A 19372-nucleotide genomic window follows, 5' to 3' on the forward strand; every position below is an offset into this window, starting at 1 on the left:
GACAGCCATGCGTCGCATCGCACTGTTCCTGCTTACCAATATCGCCGTCCTGTTCCTGCTCAGCATCGTGTGCCGGCTGCTCGGCATCGACCAGTGGGCCGCCTCGCGCGGGCTGGGCGGCATGCCCGGCCTGCTGGCCTACGCCGCCGTGTTCGGCATGGGCGGCGCCTTCATCTCGCTGGCCATGTCCAAGTGGATGGCCAAGATGTCCACCGGCGCCCGCGTGATCGAGCAGCCGCAGAACGAGGGCGAGCGCTGGCTGCTCGACACCGTGCGCCGCCACGCGCAGAACGCCGGCATCGGCATGCCCGAGGTGGCGATCTACGACGCGCCGGAAATGAACGCCTTCGCCACCGGCATGAGCAAGAACAGCTCCCTGGTGGCGGTCAGCACCGGCCTGCTGCAGCAGATGGACCGCGAGCAGGTGTCGGCCGTGCTGGCCCATGAGATCGGCCACGTCGCCAACGGCGACATGGTCACCCTGACCCTGATCCAGGGCGTGCTCAACACCCTGGTGATCGTGGCGGCGCGCCTGGTCGGCCGCGCGGTGGACAGCTGGCTGTCCGGCGGGCGCGAGCGCGACGGCGGCGGCATCGGCTACTTCGTGTCGGTGATGGTGCTGCAGCTGGTGTTCGGCCTGTTCGCCTCGATGATCGTGATGGCCTTCTCGCGCTGGCGCGAGTTCCGCGCCGACGCCGCCGGCGCCCAGCTGGCCGGCCGCGGCGCCATGATCTCGGCCCTGCAGCGCCTGCAGGCCAACCACGGCGAGAGCACCCTGCCGCAGACCATCGCCGCGTTCGGCATCTCCGGCCACCTGGCCTCGGGCTTCCAGCGCCTGTTCATGAGCCACCCGCCGCTGGACGAGCGCATCGCCGCGCTGCAGCAGCGGGCCTGAGCACAGGGTTTTTCCCGGGAGGCGGGCGCGCGGCGCCCGCCTCCCTTGTTATGGTTCGACATCATCAACGTTCCGCATCAGCCATCCACGCCAACACAGCGTCCATGACTATGACCACCGAAACCCGCAAGTTCGAAGCCGAAGTCGCCCAGGTCCTGCACCTGGTCACCCATTCGCTGTACTCGCACAAGGAAATCTTCCTGCGCGAGCTGATTTCCAACGCCTCCGACGCCTGCGACAAGCTGCGCTTCGAGTCGATCGCCCAGCCCGAACTCCTGGCCGGCGACGGCGAGCTGCGCATCGACGTGAGCTGGGACCCGGCCGCGCGCACCGTCACCGTGCGCGACAACGGCGTCGGCATGAGCCTGGACGAAGTGGTGGCCAATATCGGCACCATCGCCAGCTCCGGTACGCGCCGCTTCCTGGAGGCGATGAGCGCCGAGCAGAAGACCGATGCGCGCCTGATCGGCCAGTTCGGCGTGGGTTTCTATTCCGCCTTCGTGGTGGCCGACCGCGTCACCGTGCTGACCCGCCGCGCCGGCGCGCCGGCCGGCGAGGGCGTGAAGTGGGAGAGCGACGGCAAGGGCGAGTACTCGCTGGAGGGCCTGGAGCTGGCCGAACGCGGCACTACCGTGATCCTGCATCTGAAGGCCGGCGAGGACGAATTCCTGCAGCCGTGGACGCTCAAGTCCCTGATCACCCGTTATTCCGACCACGTGGCCTTCCCGATCCGCATGCCGCTGGAAGTGGACGGCAAGCCGGGCGAGGAATGGGAAACCGTCAACGCCGCCTCGGCGCTGTGGACCAAGCCCAAGTCGGAGATCAGCGACGAGGACTACCAGAGCTTCTACAAGTCGCTCGGCCACGACTTCAACGACGCGCTCGCCTGGACGCACAACCGCGTCGAAGGCAGCCAGAGCTTCACCACCCTGCTGTACATCCCCGCGCAGCCGCCGTTCGAGCTGATGATGGGCGGGCGCGACGAGCGCAAGGGCCTGAAGCTGTACATCAAGCGCGTCTTCATCATGGACGCCGCCGAGGAGCTGCTGCCGAACTACTTGCGCTTCGTGCGCGGCGTGGTGGACGCGGACGACCTGCCGCTCAACGTCAGCCGCGAGATCCTGCAGCAGAACCGCCAGCTCGAGCGCATCAAGAGCGCCTGCGTGAAGCGCGTGCTCGACCTGCTGGAAAAGCTGGCGCGCGACGAACCCGAAAAATTCGCCACCTTCTACAAGGCCTTCGGCAACACGCTGAAGGAAGGCATCGTCGAAGACCACGCCAACCGCGAACGCATCGCCAAGCTGCTGCGCTTCGCCTCGACCAAGGGCGAGGGCGCGGCGCAGACGGTGTCGCTGGACGACTACATCGGCCGCATGGCGCCGGGCCAGGAAACCATCTGGTACATCACCGCCGACAGCCATGCGGCGGCGCTGGGCAGCCCGCAGCTGGAGGCGTTCAAGGCCAAGGGCATCGAAGTGCTGCTGATGTCCGACCGCATCGACGAATGGATGCTCGGCAGCCTCAGCGAATACGCCGGCAAGAAGCTGCAGAACGTGGCCAAGGGCGAGCTGCCGCTGGACGAGGCGGACAAGCAGCGCCAGGAAGAAGCCAGCAAGGCCGCCGAGCCGCTGCTGCACAAGCTGAAGGAGCTGCTGGGCGAGCGGGTGAAGGACGTGCGCGTGTCGGCGCGCCTGACCGATTCGCCGTCCTGCCTGGCGCTGTCGGATTTCGAGATGGCCCCGCATCTGGCCCGCCTGCTGCGCGAAGCCGGGCACGACGCGCCCGAGAGCAAGCCGACGCTGGAGATCAATCCGCGCCACGCCCTGCTGCAGCGCGTGGAAGCGGAGGGCGACGAAGGCAAGGCGCGCGACCTGGCCAACCTGCTGCTGGAGCAGGCGGAGATCACGGCCGGCGCGCAGCTGCCGGATCCGGCGGGCTTCGTGCAGCGCATGAACCGCGTGCTGCTCGGCTGAGCGAAGCATCCGCTCGCGCATGAAAAAAGCCCGCCGGCGACGGCGGGCTTTTTTTGTGGGCTCGGACCTGAGGCTCAGCGGCCCCGGCTGGCCGGAGGCGTACCGCCCGGATTGCCGGCCGGCGCGTTCATGGACGGCATCGACTGCAAGGCGCGCTCGGCGCCGGTCGGATAGCCGAACCCGCCCTGGTGGCCGTCGAAGCGCGGAGCGTGCATGCGCCGCGGCCAATCGTCATTGGCCAGCATCAGCCGGCGCCCATCCAGGTTCACCCAGTGCCAGCGGCCGATCGGCACCGGCTGCGCGGACAGATAGGCGAAGCCGGCGTCGTACTTGCCGTCGTCGCGCGGCGAAGCTTGCAGCGCGACGTTGATGATGCACTGGCTGCTGATCGCCTTGCCCTTCCAGTGCGCGGGGCCGGAGACCATCTCGTCCAGGTTGGTGCGCAGCAGCCGTTCCATCACGGGAGGCAGCTCGCGCGCCGGCGAGGCGCTGGTGATCTTGCCCGCGGCGTCGACGTTGACCAGGACGGGCAGGGTTCTTAAGGGAAAATCGCTGAGCGATTCGCTCGCCATCGCCGCCTGCGAGGCGACGAGCGACAAGCCCAGTACCGCGAGGAAATGCATGCGCTTCATGGCTGGCTCCTTGGCTGGAGGGTGGGGGCCTCCGGGCCGCTGTCGCGGCCTCCTCCCGCGCGGACTGTGATCCTGGCCCGGGCCGGTGTCAACGCGGCAGGGCCGCGGCGAGCCGGGCGATGCGCCGCGCCTCGATGCCGATCTCGCGCAGCTGCCCCGTTGGCGAGGGACTCTGGCCGCAGAAGAACAGCCCCGGCGCGGCGGCTGCGCCGGTGACGCGCGGCTGGCCCTGTGCATCGAGCGCTTCGGGCGTGCCGGGCAGCAGCGTGCGCAGGTCGGGGCGGAAGCCGGTGGCGAGGATCACCGCGTCGAAGGCTTCGGTCACCGCCTTGCCGCCGGTAGCAGGCGAAGGTTCGAACGCCACGCCCTCGGCGGTGAAGTGTCCGATGCCGCCGCGCACCTTGATCCGTCCGGCGCGGATCGCCGCCACCGTGCCGATATCCAGCAGCGGAATCTTGCGGTCCTCGGCGATCATCCGGCGCGGCCCCTTGGATGCCTTCACCAGGCCCAGGCGTTCGATGGAACCGACGGCGAGGCGGATCGCCGGCGCGTTTAGCGCATCGGCCAGGGCTGGCGGCAGGGCGGCCTGGCTGACCGCCCAGGTGAGGATGGGCAGGCCAAGGAGCTCGCGCGGCAGGATGCAGACCGGACTGCGCACGGCCAGGGTGGTATCGACGCCGGCATCGGCCAGGTCCAGCGCGATCTCGCCGCCGGAATTGCCGAAGCCCACTACCAGCACGCGGCGGCCGGCGTAAGGCGCGGGGTTGCGGTAGCTGCTGCTGTGGATCACGTCGCCGCGGTATTGGGCCTGCCCGGGCCAGGCCGGTACGTGCGGGAAATCCGCCCAGCCGGTGGCGATCACCACGATCGGCGCGTTCCATGCGCGCCTCGGCGTTTCCACGCGCCAGCCGTGTTCCGTGCGCAGAACGGCGCGCGCGGCGCTGCCGAATTCCGGCCGCAGCTCGAAGTGCGCCGCATAGCTTTCCAGATACGCCACCACCTGCGCCCGCGACGGATAGCGCGGATAGTCGCGCGGCATCGGCAGCCCCGGCAGGCCGGAATGGCCGCGGTCGGTGTGCAGGTGCAGGCGGTCGTAGTGGCGGCGCCAGACCGCGCCCACCGTGGCGGCCTTCTCCAGGATGACGCTGCGCAGGCCCTGCTCGCCGAGCATGGCGGCGCAGGCCAGGCCGGCGGGGCCTGCGCCGATCACCAGGGCATCCGTGTCGCTCATCGGTGCATGCCTTCGTCGGGTGACGGTGCGGCGATTATGGGCATTCCACCGCGCCTTCGCGCCGGGCCGGCGAAGGTCGCGGCGAAGCTGCGAAACTAGCGGCCTGGTTTCTCTCCAAGCTCCGGTGCCGATGACCGCCCTGATCCTGCTGTTCGCCTGTCTCCTGCTCGGCCTGCTGGTGCAGCGCCATGCGCGGCCGCCGGCCGGCACGGTGCAGGGCATCAACTGGTGGGTGATCAATATCGCGCTGCCGGCGCTGGTGCTGCAGCTGGTGCCGAAGGTGCAGGTGAATGCGCAGCTGTGGTTTCCGGTGGCCACCATGTGGATCACCTTCTTCGGCGCCTGGGCCTTGTTCGCCGCGCTGGGGCGCGGGCTGGGCTGGTCGCGCGGGCGCGTCGGCGCGCTCACCCTGGTGTGCGGGCTGGGCAATACCTCGTTCATGGGCTACCCGATGATGCAGGCCCTGCACGGCTCCGAAGGCCTGACCCTGGCGGTGGTGGCCGACCAGCTCGGCTGCTTTCCGCTGCTGGCTTCGGCCGGCGTGGTGGTGGCCAATCTCTACGCGGGCGGCTCCACCGATACGGGCGCGATCGTGCGGCGCATCCTCACTTTTCCGGCGTTTCTGGCGCTGGTGCTGGGCGGCATCGTCGGTGCGCTGGGCGGCTGGCCGCCGGTGGCCGACGGCGTGCTGGGCGCGGTCGGCAATACGCTGACGCCGCTGGCGCTGTTCTCGGTGGGCCTGCAGTTCAAGTTCAGGCTCGGCGAACGCCAGGCCGCGCCGCTGGCGCTGGGCCTGGCCTGGAAGCTGGCGCTGGCGCCCTTGATCAGCCTGGCCGTCGGCGTGGCGGCGGGCGTGGGCGGCCTGGTGCTGACCGTGGGCGTGCTGCAGGCGGCGATGGCGCCGATGATCTCGGCGGCGATCCTGGCCGACGAGCACGGGCTGGAACCGTCGCTGGCCAATACCGTGCTGGGCGCGGGCATCGTGCTCTCGCTCGCCACCGTGCCTTTGGCCAATCTGCTGCTCGGCGGATAATGCCGGCATGACCGCATCGACCGAACTCAACGCCGTGCGCGTGGACGTATGGCTCTGGGCCGCGCGCTTCTTCAAGACCCGCAGCCTGGCCAAGCAGGCCATCGACGGCGGCAAGATCGACGTCAACGACGCCGGCTGCAAACCCGCCAAGACCCTGCACGCCGGCGACCGCCTGCGCATCAGCCGCGGCGAGGAACGCCTGGAAGTGGAGGTGCTGGCGCTGAGCGAAAAGCGCGGCCCGGCCCCAGCGGCACAGGCCTTGTACCGCGAGACCGAAGCCAGCGCCGCGGCGCGCGAACAGGCGCGCGAACAACGCCGCCTGGTCGGCGCCGCCGGCCCGCTGCGGCGCCCGGACAAGCAGGAACGCCGGGAATTGCGACGCTTAAAGGACTCTCTCTGAGCAGCGCATCGCAGTTTGTCCGGCGCTTCTGAGCGAGCATGCGCATCGGCTACGGCGCGGCGCGATGGCGTTCCGCCCCGGCAGCCAGCGGAAAAGGGGCCGCGCATCATGTCTGGAATCGGATTCTTCAAGCGCCTGCTCGGTGCCGCGGCACAGGAGCAGGCAGAGGCCGTGCGGCTGCAGGCGCCGGAAGGCGCGCGCGTGCTGATGGTCGACGACTCGCCCACCTTGCTGGCGGTGCTCGGCCGGCAGCTCGGCCAGGAAGGCTATGCCACGCTGCGGGCGCTGGACGGCGAAAGCGCGCTGGAGGTGGCGCGCGCCGAACAGCCGGCGCTGATCTTCCTGGACATCGTGCTGCCCGGCATCAACGGCTTCGCCGTGCTGCGCACGCTGCGCCACGACCCGCTCACCCGCGACATCCCGATCGTGATGATCAGCGGCAACCAGCAGGCCACCGAGCAGTTCTACGTGCAGCGCTTCGGCGCCGACGACTTCCTCAAGAAGCCGTTCGGCCGGCGCGAGGTGCAGGTGTGCATCGACCGCCTGGTGCGCACCGGCCGCCTGCCGGCGCGTGTGGCGGAAGCGGTGGAGGTGGCGGCGATGCCGGAGCTGCCGTGCGAGGAGCTGCCGTCCGGCCTGTCCGGCCTGGCCGTATGACGGCGGCGTAGGTTGGGGTGAGCCGCAGGCGAACCCCAACCCCGGGTTCCTGGGGCGCGCCACGTTGTTGGGGTTCGCCTGCGGCTCACCCCAACCTGCGCCGGATGCCTGGTCCCGACAAAAAAAAGCGCCGCAGCGTCATCACGCTGCGGCGCTTCGTTTTTCCAGCCTTTCAGGCCGCGGGCAACATCACTTCAGCTCGAACCGGTCCAGCTCCATCACCTTGCCCCACGCCGCCACGAAGTCGCGCACGAACTTCGCCTGGGCGTCCGCGCTGCCGTAGACCTCGGCGACCGCGCGCAGGATCGAGTTGGAACCGAACACCAGGTCCGCACGCGTGGCGGTCCACTTCAGTTCGCCGCTCTTGCGGTCGCGGCCTTCGAAGGTTTCCTTCGACACCGCCTTCCACTCCGTGCCCATGTCCAGCAGGTTGACGAAGAAGTCGTTGCTCAGCGTGCCGGGACGCTGGGTGAAGACGCCGTGGCGGCTGTGGCCGACGTTGGTGTCCAGCACGCGCAGGCCGCCGACCAGCACGGTCATCTCCGGCGCGCTCAAGGTCAGCAGCTGGGCCTTGTCGACCAGCAGCACCTCGGACGGCACGCTGTAGCGCTGCTTGAGGAAGTTGCGGAAGCCGTCGGCCACCGGTTCCAGCACGGCGAAGGATTCGACGTCGGTCTGCTCCTGCGAGGCATCCATGCGGCCCGGCGCGAACGGCACCGTGGCCTCGACGCCGGCCTGCTTCGCGGCCTGTTCGACCGCAGCATTGCCGCCCAGCACGATCAGGTCGGCCAGCGAGACGCGCTTGTCGCCGGACTGCGCCGCATTGAACTCGTGCTTGATGCGCTCCAGCACCTTCAGCACCTTGGCCAGCTGTTCCGGCTGGTTCGCCGCCCAGTCCTTCTGTGGGGCCAGGCGGATGCGCGCGCCGTTGGCGCCGCCGCGCTTGTCCGAGCCGCGGAAGGTGGACGCCGAGGCCCAGGCGGTGGAGACCAGCTCGGCGGTCGACAGGCCGGAGGCAAGTACCTTGGCCTTCAGCGCGGCGATGTCCTGGGCGTCGATCAGCTGGTGGTCGACGGCGGGGATCGGGTCCTGCCAGATCAGCGCTTCGGCCGGCACTTCCGGGCCGAGGTAGCGCGCGCGCGGACCCATGTCGCGATGGGTGAGCTTGAACCAGGCGCGGGCGAAAGCGTCGGCGAATTCCTCGGGGTGCTGGTGGAAGCGGCGCGAGATCTTTTCGTAGGCCGGATCGATCCGCAGCGAAAGATCGGTGGTGAGCATGGTCGGGCGATGCTTCTTCGAGGCGTCGTGCGCATCGGGGATCACGTCGCCGGCGTCCTTCGCCACCCACTGGTGCGCGCCGGCCGGGCTCTTGCTCAGTTCCCACTCGTAGCCGAACAGGTTGTCGAAGAAGCCGTTGCCCCACTTCGTCGGGGTGGTGGTCCAGGTCACTTCCAGGCCGCTGGTGATGGCGTGCGAACCCTTGCCGCTGTTGAAGCTGCTGCGCCAGCCCAGGCCCATTTCCTCGATGTCCGCCCCTTCCGGTTCCACGCCCACGTGGTCGGCCGGGCCGGCGCCATGGGTCTTGCCGAAGGTGTGGCCGCCGGCGATCAGGGCCACCGTCTCCTCGTCGTTCATGGCCATGCGGCCGAAGGTCTCGCGGATGTCCTTGGCGGCGGCCAGCGGATCGGGCTTGCCTTCCGGGCCTTCGGGGTTCACGTAGATCAGGCCCATCTGCACCGCGGCCAGCGGGTTCTCCAGATCGCGTTCGCCGGAATAGCGCTTGTCGCCACCCAGCCAGGTGGTCTCGGTGCCCCAGTAGACGTCTTCCTCCGGCTCCCACACGTCCGGGCGGCCGCCGGCGAAGCCGAAGGTCTTGAAGCCCATCGATTCCAGCGCGACGTTGCCGGCCAGGATCATCAGGTCGGCCCAGGAGATGTTGCGGCCGTACTTCTGCTTCAGCGGCCACAGCAGGCGGCGCGCCTTGTCCAGGTTGCCGTTGTCCGGCCAGCTGTTGAGCGGCGCGAAACGCTGCTGGCCCGCACCGGCGCCGCCGCGGCCGTCGCCGGTGCGGTAGGTGCCGGCGCTATGCCAGGCCATGCGGATGAACAGCGGGCCGTAGTGGCCGAAGTCGGCCGGCCACCAGTCCTGCGAATCGGTCATCAGCGCGTGCAGGTCGCGCTTGAGCGCGTCGTAATCGAGTTCGCCGAAGGCCTTGGCGTAGTCGAAATCGCCATCCATCGGATCGGTCAGCGGGGAATGCTGGTGGAGAATCTTCAGATTGAGCTGGTTGGGCCACCAGTCCTTGTTGCTGGTGCCCGTCTTGCCGGCGTGATGGAAGGGGCACTTCGACTGGCCCGCGTCGGGCGCGGTCTCGGAGGTGGGCGTGACGATGTGGGGATCTTGATTCACAGGGGGATTCCTTCTAGTCGGAGTGGCTGGCGTCGGCTGGCTTGCCGTCCCAATCTACGCAGATGGGTTTCTTAGGTGAACTAGATTGTTCTGATCTTTCTGATAGCTTCGAGCTATGACTTAAGCCGCCTCGGGGCCGATCAGCTTCAAGGCCATCTCGCGCGCCGCCAGTCGCACTTCCTCGACGAAGGCCGGATCGTCGATCGTGCGCGCCAGCACCATGCCGCCCACGCACAGCGCGGTGATGGCCAGGCCGCGCTTGCGCGCCTCCTCGCCCTCGCAGCCTTCCAGGCCGCCGCTGAGCATGCCGGCCATGTGCTCGACCAGCTTGCAGTAGGCCATCCGCGCCTGCGGCCCGGCGCGTGCCGTGTCGGCGGGCAGGGCCACCAGCGGGCAATGGCCTTCGACATCTTCCAGGTGCGCCGTGGACAGGTAGATGTTCACCATCTGCTGCGCGCAGGCGGTGCCTTTGGCGTCCGGGTCGAACTCGATACCGCTCCAGCGCTGCGACGGATCGAAGTGCATATAGGCCGCGACCGTCTCGGCATACAGCTCTTCCTTGGCCTTGAAGTGGTTGTAGAAGCCGCCGCGGGTCAGCCCCGCCTGCCGCATGATTTCGTCGATGGATACGTCGGAAAAACCACGGCGATTGAACAGCTCGCGCGCGGATTCGACGATGCGCTCGCGGGTTTTCTGCTTGTGTTCGGCGGTATAGGGCATGGCGGCGTCATGCAGGGGAAGGGAAGCCGCGCAAGCGTACTCCCGCCGCAGAATATGTTCTTGAACATATGAAGTTCGCCGGCAGACTTCGTGGCCATCCCCCGGGGCAGGAGCCCCTCACCTATGGAGGCACGACCATGAAGCTGTACTACGCAGAGACCATGAATCCGCGCAAGGTCTGCGCGGTGGCGAAGTACCTGGGATCCCCGGTGGAATTCATCCGCGTGGACCTGAGCAAGGGCGAGCATCGCGCGCCGGCCTTCCTGGAGCAGAACCCGAACGGCAAGGTGCCGCTGCTGGTCGATGGCGAGCTGCGGCTGTGGGAGAGCACCGCGATCATGGCGCACCTGGCGGTGCAGGCCGGTTCCGATCTGTGGCCCGCGGATGCGGCCAGCCAGGTGGAAGTGCTGCGCTGGCTGTCCTGGGACATGGTGCATTTCTCGCGCCACGGCAGCTCGCTGTACTTCGAGCACATCATCAAGCCCTGGGCCGGCCTGGGCGAGCCCAATGCCGCGGCGGTGGAAGAGGCGACCGGCTTCTTCAAGCGCTTCGCCGCGGTGCTCGACGCGCACCTGGCGACGCGCGATTACCTCGTAGGCAACCAGCTCAGCATCGCCGACTTCGGCGCCGGCGTGCTGTTGCCGTGGGCGAAGGAAGCGCGCCTGCCGGTGGCGGGCTTCGCCAACATCGAGCGCTGGCATGAGCGGCTGATGGCCTTGCCGGGCTGGCGCGATCCGTTCCCGGCGCCGGTGCCGGCAGCCGCTTAAGACAGCACGGTGTACCGTCTCAAAGCAGTGCTTTGAGACGGTACAAAACCTCCAGCGCCTCGCGCGGCGTCAGCGCATCCGGATCCACTTCGTCCAGCGCACGCTCCGCCGCCGACGGTTCCGCCGGCGCGAACAGGCCCAGCTGCGGCGAGCTGTCCGCCTTCGGCTTCGCCGCCGATGCCTGCTGGTGCATGCCGCGCTCCAGCTCCGCCAGCGTGCGCCGCGCATCGGCGATCACCGACTTCGGCAGGCCGGCCAGCGCCGCCACCTGCAGGCCGAAGCTGCGGTTGGCCGGGCCTTCCTTCACCGCGTGCATGAAGACCAGCTGCTCGCCGTATTCCACCGCGTCCAGATGCACGTTCGCGATAGTGGGATATTCGCTGGCCAGTTCGGTCAGCTCGAAATAATGCGTGGCGAACAAGGTGTACGCACGGCTGCTCGCCGCCAGGTGCACCGCCGCCGCGCGCGCCAGCGCCAGGCCGTCGTAGGTGCTGGTGCCGCGGCCGACTTCGTCCATCAGCACCAGGCTGGAAGCGGTGGCGTTGTGCAGGATATTGGCCGTCTCGCTCATCTCCACCATGAAGGTGGACTGGCCGCGCGACAGGTCGTCGCCCGCGCCGATGCGGGTAAAGATGCGGTCGACCGGGCCGATCGCCGCCGCGCTGGCCGGCACGTAGCTGCCGATATGCGCGAGCAGCACGATCAGCGCGTTCTGCCGCATGTAGGTGGATTTACCGCCCATGTTCGGGCCGGTGATCACCAGCATGCGGCGCGCGTCGTCGAGATGCAGGTCGTTCGGCTCGAACGGTTCGGCGCGCACTTTCTCCACCACCGGATGGCGGCCGCGCTCGATGTGCAGGCCGGGCTCGTCGGTGAGCGTGGGCGCGCTCCAGTCCAGCGTCGCGGCGCGTTCGGCCAGGGTGGACAGCACGTCCAGCTCGGCCATCGCGGCGGCGGCGGATTTCAGCGGTTCCAGGCGCTGGGTCAGTGTGTCGAGCAGCGCTTCGTACAGCGCGCGCTCGCGCATCAGCGAGCGCTCCTTGGCCGAGAGCACCTTGTCCTCGAAGGTTTTCAGTTCTTCGGTGATGTAGCGCTCGGCGTTCTTGGTGGTCTGGCGGCGCGTGTAGTGCGTGGGCGCTTTTTCCGACTGCGCCTTGCTGATCTCGATGTAGTAGCCGTGCACGCGGTTGTAGCCGACCTTGAGCGTGGCAATGCCGCTGGCGGCTTTCTCGCGCTCTTCCAGTTCGACCAGGTACTGGTCGGCATGCGTGGACAGGCGGCGCAGTTCGTCCAGCTCCGCGTCGTAGCCGTCGGCGATCACGCCGCCGTCGCGCTGCAGCACCGGCGGCTGCGGCACCACCGCGGCGGCGAGCAGGGCGGCGTTGTCGGCATGGTCGCCGATGCGTTCGACCAGCGCGTGCAGCAGCGGGCTGTCCAGCGCGGCGATTTCCGCGCGCAGCAGCGGTGCGGCGGCGAGGCCGTCGCGCAGCGTGGACAGATCGCGCGGACGCGCCGAGCGCAGCGCCACGCGGGCCAGGATGCGTTCCAGGTCGCCGATGCCGCGCAGGCGTTCGCGCAGGCTTTCGTAACCGCGGCCGTTCATTGACGCGTTGTCGAGCAACGCGCCGATCGCCTGGTGGCGCCGGCGCAGCGCCTCGCGCGAGCGCAGCGGGCGGTTGAGCCAGCGGCGCAGCAGGCGCGCGCCCATCGGCGTCACGCTTTCGTCCAGCACGCCCAGCAAGGTGTGTTCGGTGCGGCCGCTGGGGTGCGTGTCCAACTCCAGATTGCGGCGCGTGGCGGCGTCCATCGCGATGGTTTCGCTGGCGCTTTCCACCGACATGCCGGAGACGTGCGGCAGTGCGCTCTTCTGCGTTTCTTCCACGTAGCCGAGCAGGCAGCCGGCCGCGGCGATCGCCAGCGGCAGGTTGTCCACGCCGAAGCCGCCGAGGTCGCGCGTGCCGAAGAAGCGGTTCAATTCGCGCCGCGCGGCATCGCTGTCGAAATGCCACGGCGGGCGCCGGCGCAGGCCGGGCAGGCCGCTGACCAGCTTGGGCCAGGCCACGGCTTCGTCGACCAGGGTCTCGGCCGGCTGCAGCCGCGCCAGCTCCGCGGCGAGGGCTTCGGCGCTGGGCACTTCGCTGAGCAGGAAGCGGCCGCTGCCCAGGTCCACCCAGGCCAGTCCGTAGCTGGCCTGCGGACCGGCGGCTATGGCCAGCAGCAGGTTGTCGCGGCGTTCTTCCAGCAGGGCGGCGTCGGTGACCGTGCCCGGCGTGACGATGCGCACCACCTTGCGTTCGACGATGCCCTTGGCCAGCGCCGGATCGCCGATCTGCTCGCAGATCGCCACCGACTCGCCCAGGCGCACCAGCTTGGCCAGGTAATTCTCCACCGCGTGATACGGCACGCCCGCCATCGGAATCGGCTGGCCGGCCGACTGGCCGCGCTGGGTGAGGGTGATGTCGAGCAGCCGCGCCGCCTTGCGCGCGTCGTCGTAGAACAGCTCGTAGAAATCGCCCATGCGGAAGAACAGCAGCACCTCGGGGTGCGCGGCCTTGGCCGTCAGGTACTGGCGCATGAGCGGGGTGTGTTCGAGATGCGTGTCCGTCATCGGTGTCCGTGCAATCCGGTGGCTCTTCCGGCTGGCGCTGGCGGGCAGGCGCGGGCCGCGAAGAGTGCGGCGGCCGGGGAAGATGGAGCGAAAGCGCCGAAGCATACGGCCTGGGGCAGCTTCGATCCATGCCGCTTTCCGGCGCCATGCCGTAAGCCCGACGTAAGTCGCTGACGCGGCAGCTATCGGCCGCACGCACGGCGCGATCCCGGGGTATTTCAAAAACGCCGCGCGAGTTCGTCCTCCGGGGGTCTTTGGTCACTCGCGAGCTTTCCGCTTGAACATCCGTCTCACCGTCTCCGATGGCGGCGCCTTGAAGCTGGCGCCGGGCTTGCGCCGCCCGGCGCCCGCCGTGCCGGGGCGCGGCTGGCTGGCCTCGCTGCGGCAGCGCCAGGACTGGCCGCGCGCACCGCGCGCCCGCCTGCGCGAAGCGGCCAAGTACCTGGCGCGCGCGCTATGCCTGCCGCTGCTGCATACCGGCTACCTGCGCTTCGTGCAGGGCGATGCGCGCATGCATGCCTGCTGCCGCCGCGATCCGCGCCTGTTCGAACGCCATCTGCACCGCTTCGTCAACGACCAGTGGCGCCGCCGCGAACGCCTGCGCGCGCTGCTCTCGCACTACCGCTTCATGCTGGCGCGGCTGCCGGCGCCGCTGTTCGACGCCATCTACGTCGAAGGCGGCGTGCCGATCGGCCTGCTGGCGCTGAAGGACGGCAGCGAGCTGGTGCTGAGCCTGCGCCCGTCGATCGACAAGGGCTGCGAAGGCGAGCTCGGCATCCATCTGGAGGAAATCGGCGGGCGCACGCTGTATCGCGTTGTTTGCACGGTGATCGACGACGGCCGCGCGCTCGCCATCGGCTGCCTGCAGGGGCCGGGCGGCGACGATGCGCGCGAGCTGGTGCGCGAGCTGACCAAGCAGATGCACGGCCTGCGCCCGAAGCAGCTGATGCTGGGCCTGGCCTGCGCCTTCGCGCGCCACGCCGGCATCGCCCGCGTGGTCGGCATCGCCAATCGCGCCCATCCGCTGAACCGCCGTCGCGCCGGGCAGTTCCAGGCGGATTACGATGCGTTCTGGACGGAACAGCATGGCGTGGCCGAGGACGGCTGGTTCGCCTTGCCGGTGGAGCCGCCGCGCAAGAGCGAGGCCGACGTGCCCAGCCACCACCGTGCCGCGTTCCGGCGCCGCGAGGCGCTGCGCCTGGCCGCGGAAGGCGTGCTGACCGCCGCGCTCGGCCGCGCGGCGCCGCAGGCCGAAGCCGTGGCCGCACCCGCCCCGCGCGCCGCCGCACCGTTCATGCCCTTTTTGCCGCAGGAGCCCGCGTGGATACCGTGAGCCCTTCCACCGACCAGCCCGGCACCCGCACGTCCGCGCACGTCGCGCGCCTGGAGGAGCTGTGCCGCACGCATCACCGCGCGCTGCTGGCCTTCCTGCAGTGCCGGCTGCAGTCGATTTCCGATGCGCAGGAAGTGGCGCAGGAAGCCTATGTGCGCATGCTGACGCTGGAGCGTCCCGAAGGCGTCGACGACCTGCGCGCCTATCTGTTCCGCACCGCCTCCAACCTGGCCATGGACCGCCTGCGCCAGCGCGGCATCCATGCCCGGGCGGTGGACGAAGTGGCGATCCGCGAGCCGCAGACCGCGCCCGCGCCGGAGCGCCGCGCCATGGCGGTGGAGCGCCTGCACGGCCTGCGCCAGGCCCTGGGCGAACTGCCGCCGAAAACACGCGAGGCCTTCATGGCGCACATGATCGAAGGCCTGGATTTCCGCGCGGTGGCGAATGCCATGCGCTTGAGCGAGCGCATGGTGCGCTATCACGTTACGCGGGCCCTGGCGCATTGCCGCGCCCGGGTCGACCAGCTGGAGGAAGGCTGATGTCCGGCATCACGACGATCGAAGAAGCGCGCCTGCGCGCCGCCGCCGACTGGTGGCTGCGCCTGCGCGAGCCGGAAGTGTCCGAGGCGACCTTGTCGCAATGGATTGCATGGTCCGCACGCGAGGAAAACCTCGCCGCGTTCGAGCGCCTGGGCGCGCTCGCCGACGACGTGGTGCAGCTGGACGGCGCCTCGCGCGACGTACTGCGGCGCGGCCTGCCCACGCCGCGCGCGAAGAAAAGCGCGCGTCCATGGCTGCCGATGGCGCTGGCCGCGGGCTTCGTGGCGGCGGCCGCGGGCGGCTATCTGGCCTGGACTTTCCTCACCGCCACGGTGGCGCGCGACTACGCCAGCCAGGTGGCGCAGCGCCAGGACGTGCTGCTGCCGGACGGCACCAGGGTGGCGCTGGGCGGCGCCTCGCGCATCGCCGCGCGCTTCGACAGCAACCTGCGCAGGGTGGAGCTGAGCGAAGGCGAGGCTTTCTTTCAGATCGCCCCGGACGACATGCCGTTCGAGGTGCGCGTGGGCGAAGTGCGCATCCGCGACGTGGGCACCTCGTTCGACGTGCGGCGCGGCGGCGACCGGGTGATGATCGAGGTGGCCGAGGGCCGCGTGATGGTCAACGCGCCCGGCAACGTGAGCGTGCAGGAAGCCACCGCCGGTCAGCGCATCGTCTACGTGCCGGGGCAGGGCCTGCAGGTGGCGCAGTCCGATCCGGCGCGCACCGCCTCCTGGCGCGAGCACCGCCTGGAGTTCGACAACGAGCCGCTGGACGTGGTGGTGGCCAGCCTCAATCGCTACAGCAAGCGGCCGGTACGCATCGCCGATCCGAAGCTGGCCGCGCTGGCCTTCACCGGCACCATCCGCACCGACGCCATCGACCGCTGGCTGGAGGCGCTGCCGCAGGTGCTGCCGCTGCGGGTCGAGATGCGGCCGGACGAAGTGGTGCTGAGCGACCGGGGGCCGATCGCGCGTCAGTGAGCCGCAAGCCTGGCGGGTATCCGGCTGAATCGATGCCGGCTCCCGTCGCATAAGAACAATTCCTAATGAATTGTCGACCATGTCACACTCGCGGTTTTCGTCGGGGAAGCGGCGGGGGACATGCGGCGTTTCGGTTGGCTGTTCGTTTGCGGCTGCATCATGGCGTCGCCATGGACGCTTGCCGCCGCCGGTGATGACAGCGCTGTCCCCGCCACGCAGCCGTTCGCCATCGCGGCCCAGCCGCTGGCGCCGGCGCTGATCGCCTACGGCGGGCAGGCCAATGTGCAGGTGCTGGTTTCCGGCGATCTGGCCGCCTCGCTGCGCTCCTCGCCGGTGCAGGGCTCGTTCGCCCGCGAGGCGGCGCTGACCGAGCTGCTGCGCGGCACCTCGCTCACCTATCGTTTCATCGGCGGCAATACGGTGGTGGTCAAGCCGGCGGCCGCGCCCGCGCCGGGCCACGCCGAGCCGCCGCCGGTGCCGGTCACCAACCTGGCGGCGGTGCAGTCGATCGGGCTGTTCGCCAACGGCTACCGCGCCGACTACGCCAGCGGCTCCGCGCGCCTGGAGGCCGATCCGGCCGACCTGCCGCAGTCGGTAGGCGTGGTCACGCGCGACCTGATGGACGCGCGCCAGGACCGCACCGTGCCCGACGCGCTGCGCACCCTGGCCGGCGTGCAATACCTGGATACCGAAGTCGGCCTGCCGGAGTTCCGCATCCGCGGTTTCCGCACCGGCAACGGGCTGACCGACGGCATGCCCAATGCGGTGGTCGGCGTGGGCGACCTGCCGCCGCTGGTGGCGGTGGACCGCATCGAAGTGCCGCGCGGGCCGCAGTCGATCCTGGGCGATGTCTCCAGCAACAACAATTTCGGCGGCCTGATCGGCCTGGTGATGAAGAAACCGCAGGCCGCGCCGGTGCACCGGCTGACCTGGGCGCTGGGCAGCCACGGCGACACGCAGCTGGACGGCGACTTCGCCGGCAAGCTCGATCGCGACGGCCGCTGGCTGTACCGCCTGGTGTTCTCGGCCGACCGCACCGACCGTACGCCGCAGGGCTACGCGGGCCGGCGCACCAACTTCGTGGCGCCTTCGCTGGGCTGGGACGGCAGCGATACGCAGTGGATCCTCGGCCTGTCGCGCATGGTCAACCGCTTTCCGGTGCCGGACCACGTGGCCTGGACGGACGACAGCGCCGCTTCCGCCACGCCGCGCGACGTGCTGCTGGGCAATGCGCAGGACCACGCGCTGTTCCGCACCACCCGCTACTACTACCTGTTCGAGCACGCTTTCGACGACGTCTGGTCGCTGCGCAGCCGCGCGCAGTACGTGGACGAGGTGGGCACGATGCAGGCCTGGTGGATCTATTTCCAGGACGACGGCAACGCCTTCGCGCTGGCTGACAAATACCGCTACAAGGACGCGTTCTACACGCTGCAGAACGAGCTGGTCGCGGCCTTCGACGCCGGCTCCACGCGCCACAAGGTGATGCTCGGCTTCGACTACTCGCGCGCCCGCGTCGGCCGCTTCGAAGACGTGCAGGCCACCCTGGGCGACGGCAGCATCGACATCCTGGGCGGGGCGAAGCTGCCGCCGGTCGATTCGCTGACCTCGGACCAGGAGCTGCATCCGTTCGGCATGAACAAGTTCGCCTTCTCCGGCGACCCGTGGGTGACCGACAGCGGCCTGTTCCTGCAGGACCACATGCAGCTGGGCGAACACTGGAATGCGCTGGTGGCGATCCGCCGTGCCGCCTATGTGCTGTCGACCCAGCACCGCGACGGCTCGCCGTGGGTGCGGCGCAAAGTGCAGTGGGTGCCCAATCTCGGCCTGGTCTACAAGCCGGCGCCCGGCGTAGCGCTGTACGCCAGCCTGTCGCACGGCTTCCAGCCCGACACCGTGCTGGGCCGCAACGGCAAGCCGCTGCTGCCGGTGCTGTCGCGCCAGCTGGAGGCCGGCGCCAAGTTCGACCTGGCGCAGGACCGGGCGCGCCTGACCGTGGCCTGGTACCGCATCGCGCTGGACCGCAGCACCGACCTGATCTCGCCCAAGCCGCCGTACTTCGGCTATCGCGGGCCGGGGCAGACCAACCAGGGCGTCGAGGCGGAGCTCAACGGCCGGCTCGCGCCGGGCCTGGACGTGAGCGCCAGCTACACCTACGCGCGGGTGGAGAAGCACGACGGCTCGCCGGTGCCGGGCGCGCCACGGCACCGGGTGGACGCATGGGCCAGCTACCGTTTCGATCCGGCGGCGCGGGCCGGCTGGGGCGTCGGCGCCGGCGTGCATGCGCGCAGCCACGCCGACGGACTGCTGACCGACGGCCAGACCGTATTCCGCAACCCCGGGCAATACAGCCTGGACGCCAACGTCTTCTATCGCGCGCCGCGCTGGAGCGTGACCCTGGGCGTGCGCAACCTGCTGGGCCGGGCACTGCGCGCGGACGATTTCGACGACAGCTTCGTGCCGCTGGTGGAGCGGCGCAGCGTGCTGCTGAGCGGCAGCTACGATTTCTAGCGGCCACCGCCACGGCCAAGTGGCGCCCCCGTCAAGTCTTGGCCCACGCGCGCATAAGGGGTAGAACAGCCCGCTGCGCGTCGTCGATCCGATGCGGCCGTTTCCCCACGGAGTTTTCATGTCACTGCCGTCCGTCCCCACCGACGCCGACCTCGCCGCGCTTGCCCGCGACGTCGCCGCGGCCGCGCTGGCCGCCAAGCTCATGCTGGTCACCGCCGAGTCCTGCACCGGCGGCTGGATCGCCAAGGCGCTGACCGATCTGCCCGGCAGTTCGGCCTGGTTCGACGCCGGCGTGGTCACCTATAGCTACGAGGCGAAGGAAGCGCTGCTCGGCGTCAATCCGCGCACGCTCGAACGCACCGGCGCGGTCAGCGAGGAAACCGTGCTGGAGATGGTTTCCGGCGCGCTGGCGCGCTTCGGCGCCGGCATGGCGGTGGCGGTCACCGGCATCGCCGGTCCCAGCGGCGGCACCGCCGACAAGCCGGTGGGCACGGTGTGGATCGGCTGGAAGCGCCGCGGCGGCTACGCGCACGGCCGGCTGTTCCAGTTCGACGGCGACCGCGAGGCGATCCGCCGCCAGACCGTGGCCGCCGCCCTCGCCGGCGTGCGCAAGGCGCTGACCGACTGAGCAGGGTTCGCCTACACGGGCAGGCTTGACCGGTATGGGATACTGCCTGTCTGCGT

General features: G+C 69.6%; 16 protein-coding genes. 11 read left to right on the top strand and 5 right to left on the bottom strand.

Annotated features, from left to right (window positions below):
* Positions 1-7: 7 nt before the first annotated feature.
* Both htpX and htpG read left to right on the top strand, forming a co-directional pair.
* Complete coding sequence (gene htpX / locus FHW84_RS08395) at positions 8-895, top strand: protease HtpX (RefSeq protein WP_167254343.1); 888 nt, start codon at positions 8-10, stop codon at positions 893-895.
* Positions 896-999: 104 nt separating this feature from the next.
* Positions 1000-2868: a molecular chaperone HtpG gene (htpG, locus tag FHW84_RS08400; RefSeq protein WP_167254345.1), complete on the top strand. Its 1869-nt coding sequence runs from the start codon at positions 1000-1002 to the stop codon at positions 2866-2868.
* A gap of 74 nt (positions 2869-2942) precedes the next feature.
* Here htpG and FHW84_RS08405 read toward each other — a convergent pair whose 3' ends face one another.
* Positions 2943-3500 carry a hypothetical protein gene (locus FHW84_RS08405; protein ID WP_167254347.1) on the bottom strand — a complete coding sequence of 186 codons (558 nt, stop codon included), beginning with the start codon at positions 3498-3500 and terminating at the stop codon, positions 2943-2945.
* A gap of 88 nt (positions 3501-3588) precedes the next feature.
* On the bottom strand, positions 3589-4731 hold the full coding sequence (locus FHW84_RS08410) for an NAD(P)/FAD-dependent oxidoreductase (RefSeq protein WP_167254349.1): 1143 nt from the start codon (positions 4729-4731) through the stop codon (positions 3589-3591).
* A 130-nt stretch (positions 4732-4861) separates the two neighbouring features.
* Between FHW84_RS08410 and FHW84_RS08415 the strand changes: the two genes are divergently transcribed.
* The 3 genes from FHW84_RS08415 to FHW84_RS08425 all read left to right on the top strand — a co-directional run bounded on the left by FHW84_RS08415 (position 4862) and on the right by FHW84_RS08425 (position 6821).
* Positions 4862-5764 (top strand): AEC family transporter, encoded by a 903-nt coding sequence (locus FHW84_RS08415; RefSeq protein ID WP_208399703.1) that lies wholly within the window; start codon positions 4862-4864, stop codon positions 5762-5764.
* 7 nt (positions 5765-5771) lie between these two features.
* Positions 5772-6164 (top strand): RNA-binding S4 domain-containing protein, encoded by a 393-nt coding sequence (locus FHW84_RS08420; protein ID WP_167254351.1) that lies wholly within the window; start codon positions 5772-5774, stop codon positions 6162-6164.
* Positions 6165-6272: 108 nt separating this feature from the next.
* Positions 6273-6821 (top strand): response regulator, encoded by a 549-nt coding sequence (locus FHW84_RS08425; protein ID WP_167254353.1) that lies wholly within the window; start codon positions 6273-6275, stop codon positions 6819-6821.
* A 189-nt stretch (positions 6822-7010) separates the two neighbouring features.
* On the opposite strand, the gene katG is transcribed toward FHW84_RS08425, so the two are convergent.
* Positions 7011-9212, bottom strand: a complete 2202-nt coding sequence (katG, locus tag FHW84_RS08430) for a catalase/peroxidase HPI (protein ID WP_167254740.1) — start codon at positions 9210-9212, stop codon at positions 7011-7013.
* Between the two features lie 138 nt (positions 9213-9350).
* The gene (locus FHW84_RS08435; RefSeq protein ID WP_167254355.1) at positions 9351-9950 is read right to left on the bottom strand and encodes a TetR/AcrR family transcriptional regulator; all 600 of its coding nucleotides are present in this window, start codon (positions 9948-9950) and stop codon (positions 9351-9353) included.
* Positions 9951-10087: 137 nt separating this feature from the next.
* Here FHW84_RS08435 and FHW84_RS08440 point away from each other — a divergent pair, with 137 nt between their 5' ends.
* Entirely contained in the window at positions 10088-10717 is a 630-nt protein-coding gene (locus FHW84_RS08440; RefSeq protein ID WP_167254357.1) for a glutathione S-transferase family protein, read from the top strand.
* Between the two features lie 19 nt (positions 10718-10736).
* Here FHW84_RS08440 and mutS read toward each other — a convergent pair whose 3' ends face one another.
* Positions 10737-13325 (bottom strand): DNA mismatch repair protein MutS, encoded by a 2589-nt coding sequence (mutS, locus tag FHW84_RS08445; protein ID WP_243867999.1) that lies wholly within the window; start codon positions 13323-13325, stop codon positions 10737-10739.
* Positions 13326-13602: 277 nt separating this feature from the next.
* On the opposite strand from mutS, the gene FHW84_RS08450 reads away from it, so the two are divergent.
* The 5 genes from FHW84_RS08450 to FHW84_RS08470 all read left to right on the top strand — a co-directional run bounded on the left by FHW84_RS08450 (position 13603) and on the right by FHW84_RS08470 (position 19316).
* Positions 13603-14658 (top strand): DUF535 family protein, encoded by a 1056-nt coding sequence (locus FHW84_RS08450; protein WP_167254359.1) that lies wholly within the window; start codon positions 13603-13605, stop codon positions 14656-14658.
* Positions 14646-15197, top strand: a complete 552-nt coding sequence (locus FHW84_RS08455; RefSeq protein ID WP_343203580.1) for a sigma-70 family RNA polymerase sigma factor — start codon at positions 14646-14648, stop codon at positions 15195-15197. The genes FHW84_RS08450 and FHW84_RS08455 overlap by 13 nt, the downstream gene beginning before the upstream one ends.
* Positions 15197-16177, top strand: a complete 981-nt coding sequence (locus FHW84_RS08460) for a FecR domain-containing protein (protein ID WP_167254361.1) — start codon at positions 15197-15199, stop codon at positions 16175-16177. Before FHW84_RS08455 ends, FHW84_RS08460 begins: the two co-directional genes overlap by 1 nt.
* A 159-nt stretch (positions 16178-16336) precedes the next feature.
* Positions 16337-18688, top strand: coding sequence for a TonB-dependent receptor (locus tag FHW84_RS08465; RefSeq protein ID WP_167254363.1), 2352 nt, complete (start codon positions 16337-16339; stop codon positions 18686-18688).
* Between the two features lie 118 nt (positions 18689-18806).
* Positions 18807-19316, top strand: a complete 510-nt coding sequence (locus tag FHW84_RS08470; protein ID WP_167254365.1) for a CinA family protein — start codon at positions 18807-18809, stop codon at positions 19314-19316.
* Positions 19317-19372: the final 56 nt, after the last annotated feature.

Source organism: Dyella sp. SG562 (genome assembly GCF_011759495.1).
In the GTDB taxonomy this organism is placed as follows: Bacteria; Pseudomonadota; Gammaproteobacteria; order Xanthomonadales; family Rhodanobacteraceae; genus Dyella_D; species Dyella_D marensis.

Bases quoted from the DNA above. Each gene is read 5' to 3' on its own strand.
- htpX (WP_167254343.1), top strand. From the start codon at position 8: ATGCGTCGCATCGCACTGTTCCTGCTTACCAATATCGCCGTCCTGTTC.
- FHW84_RS08410 (WP_167254349.1), bottom strand. From the start codon at position 4,731: ATGAGCGACACGGATGCCCTGGTGATCGGCGCAGGCCCCGCCGGCCTG.
- FHW84_RS08415 (WP_208399703.1), top strand. From the start codon at position 4,862: ATGACCGCCCTGATCCTGCTGTTCGCCTGTCTCCTGCTCGGCCTGCTG.
- FHW84_RS08425 (WP_167254353.1), top strand. From the start codon at position 6,273: ATGTCTGGAATCGGATTCTTCAAGCGCCTGCTCGGTGCCGCGGCACAG.
- FHW84_RS08435 (WP_167254355.1), bottom strand. From the start codon at position 9,950: ATGCCCTATACCGCCGAACACAAGCAGAAAACCCGCGAGCGCATCGTC.
- FHW84_RS08465 (WP_167254363.1), top strand. From the start codon at position 16,337: ATGGCGTCGCCATGGACGCTTGCCGCCGCCGGTGATGACAGCGCTGTC.
- FHW84_RS08420 (WP_167254351.1), top strand. From the start codon at position 5,772: ATGACCGCATCGACCGAACTCAACGCCGTGCGCGTGGACGTATGGCTC.
- FHW84_RS08460 (WP_167254361.1), top strand. From the start codon at position 15,197: ATGTCCGGCATCACGACGATCGAAGAAGCGCGCCTGCGCGCCGCCGCC.
- FHW84_RS08440 (WP_167254357.1), top strand. From the start codon at position 10,088: ATGAAGCTGTACTACGCAGAGACCATGAATCCGCGCAAGGTCTGCGCG.
- mutS (WP_243867999.1), bottom strand. From the start codon at position 13,325: ATGACGGACACGCATCTCGAACACACCCCGCTCATGCGCCAGTACCTG.
- FHW84_RS08405 (WP_167254347.1), bottom strand. From the start codon at position 3,500: ATGAAGCGCATGCATTTCCTCGCGGTACTGGGCTTGTCGCTCGTCGCC.
- FHW84_RS08470 (WP_167254365.1), top strand. From the start codon at position 18,807: ATGTCACTGCCGTCCGTCCCCACCGACGCCGACCTCGCCGCGCTTGCC.
- htpG (WP_167254345.1), top strand. From the start codon at position 1,000: ATGACTATGACCACCGAAACCCGCAAGTTCGAAGCCGAAGTCGCCCAG.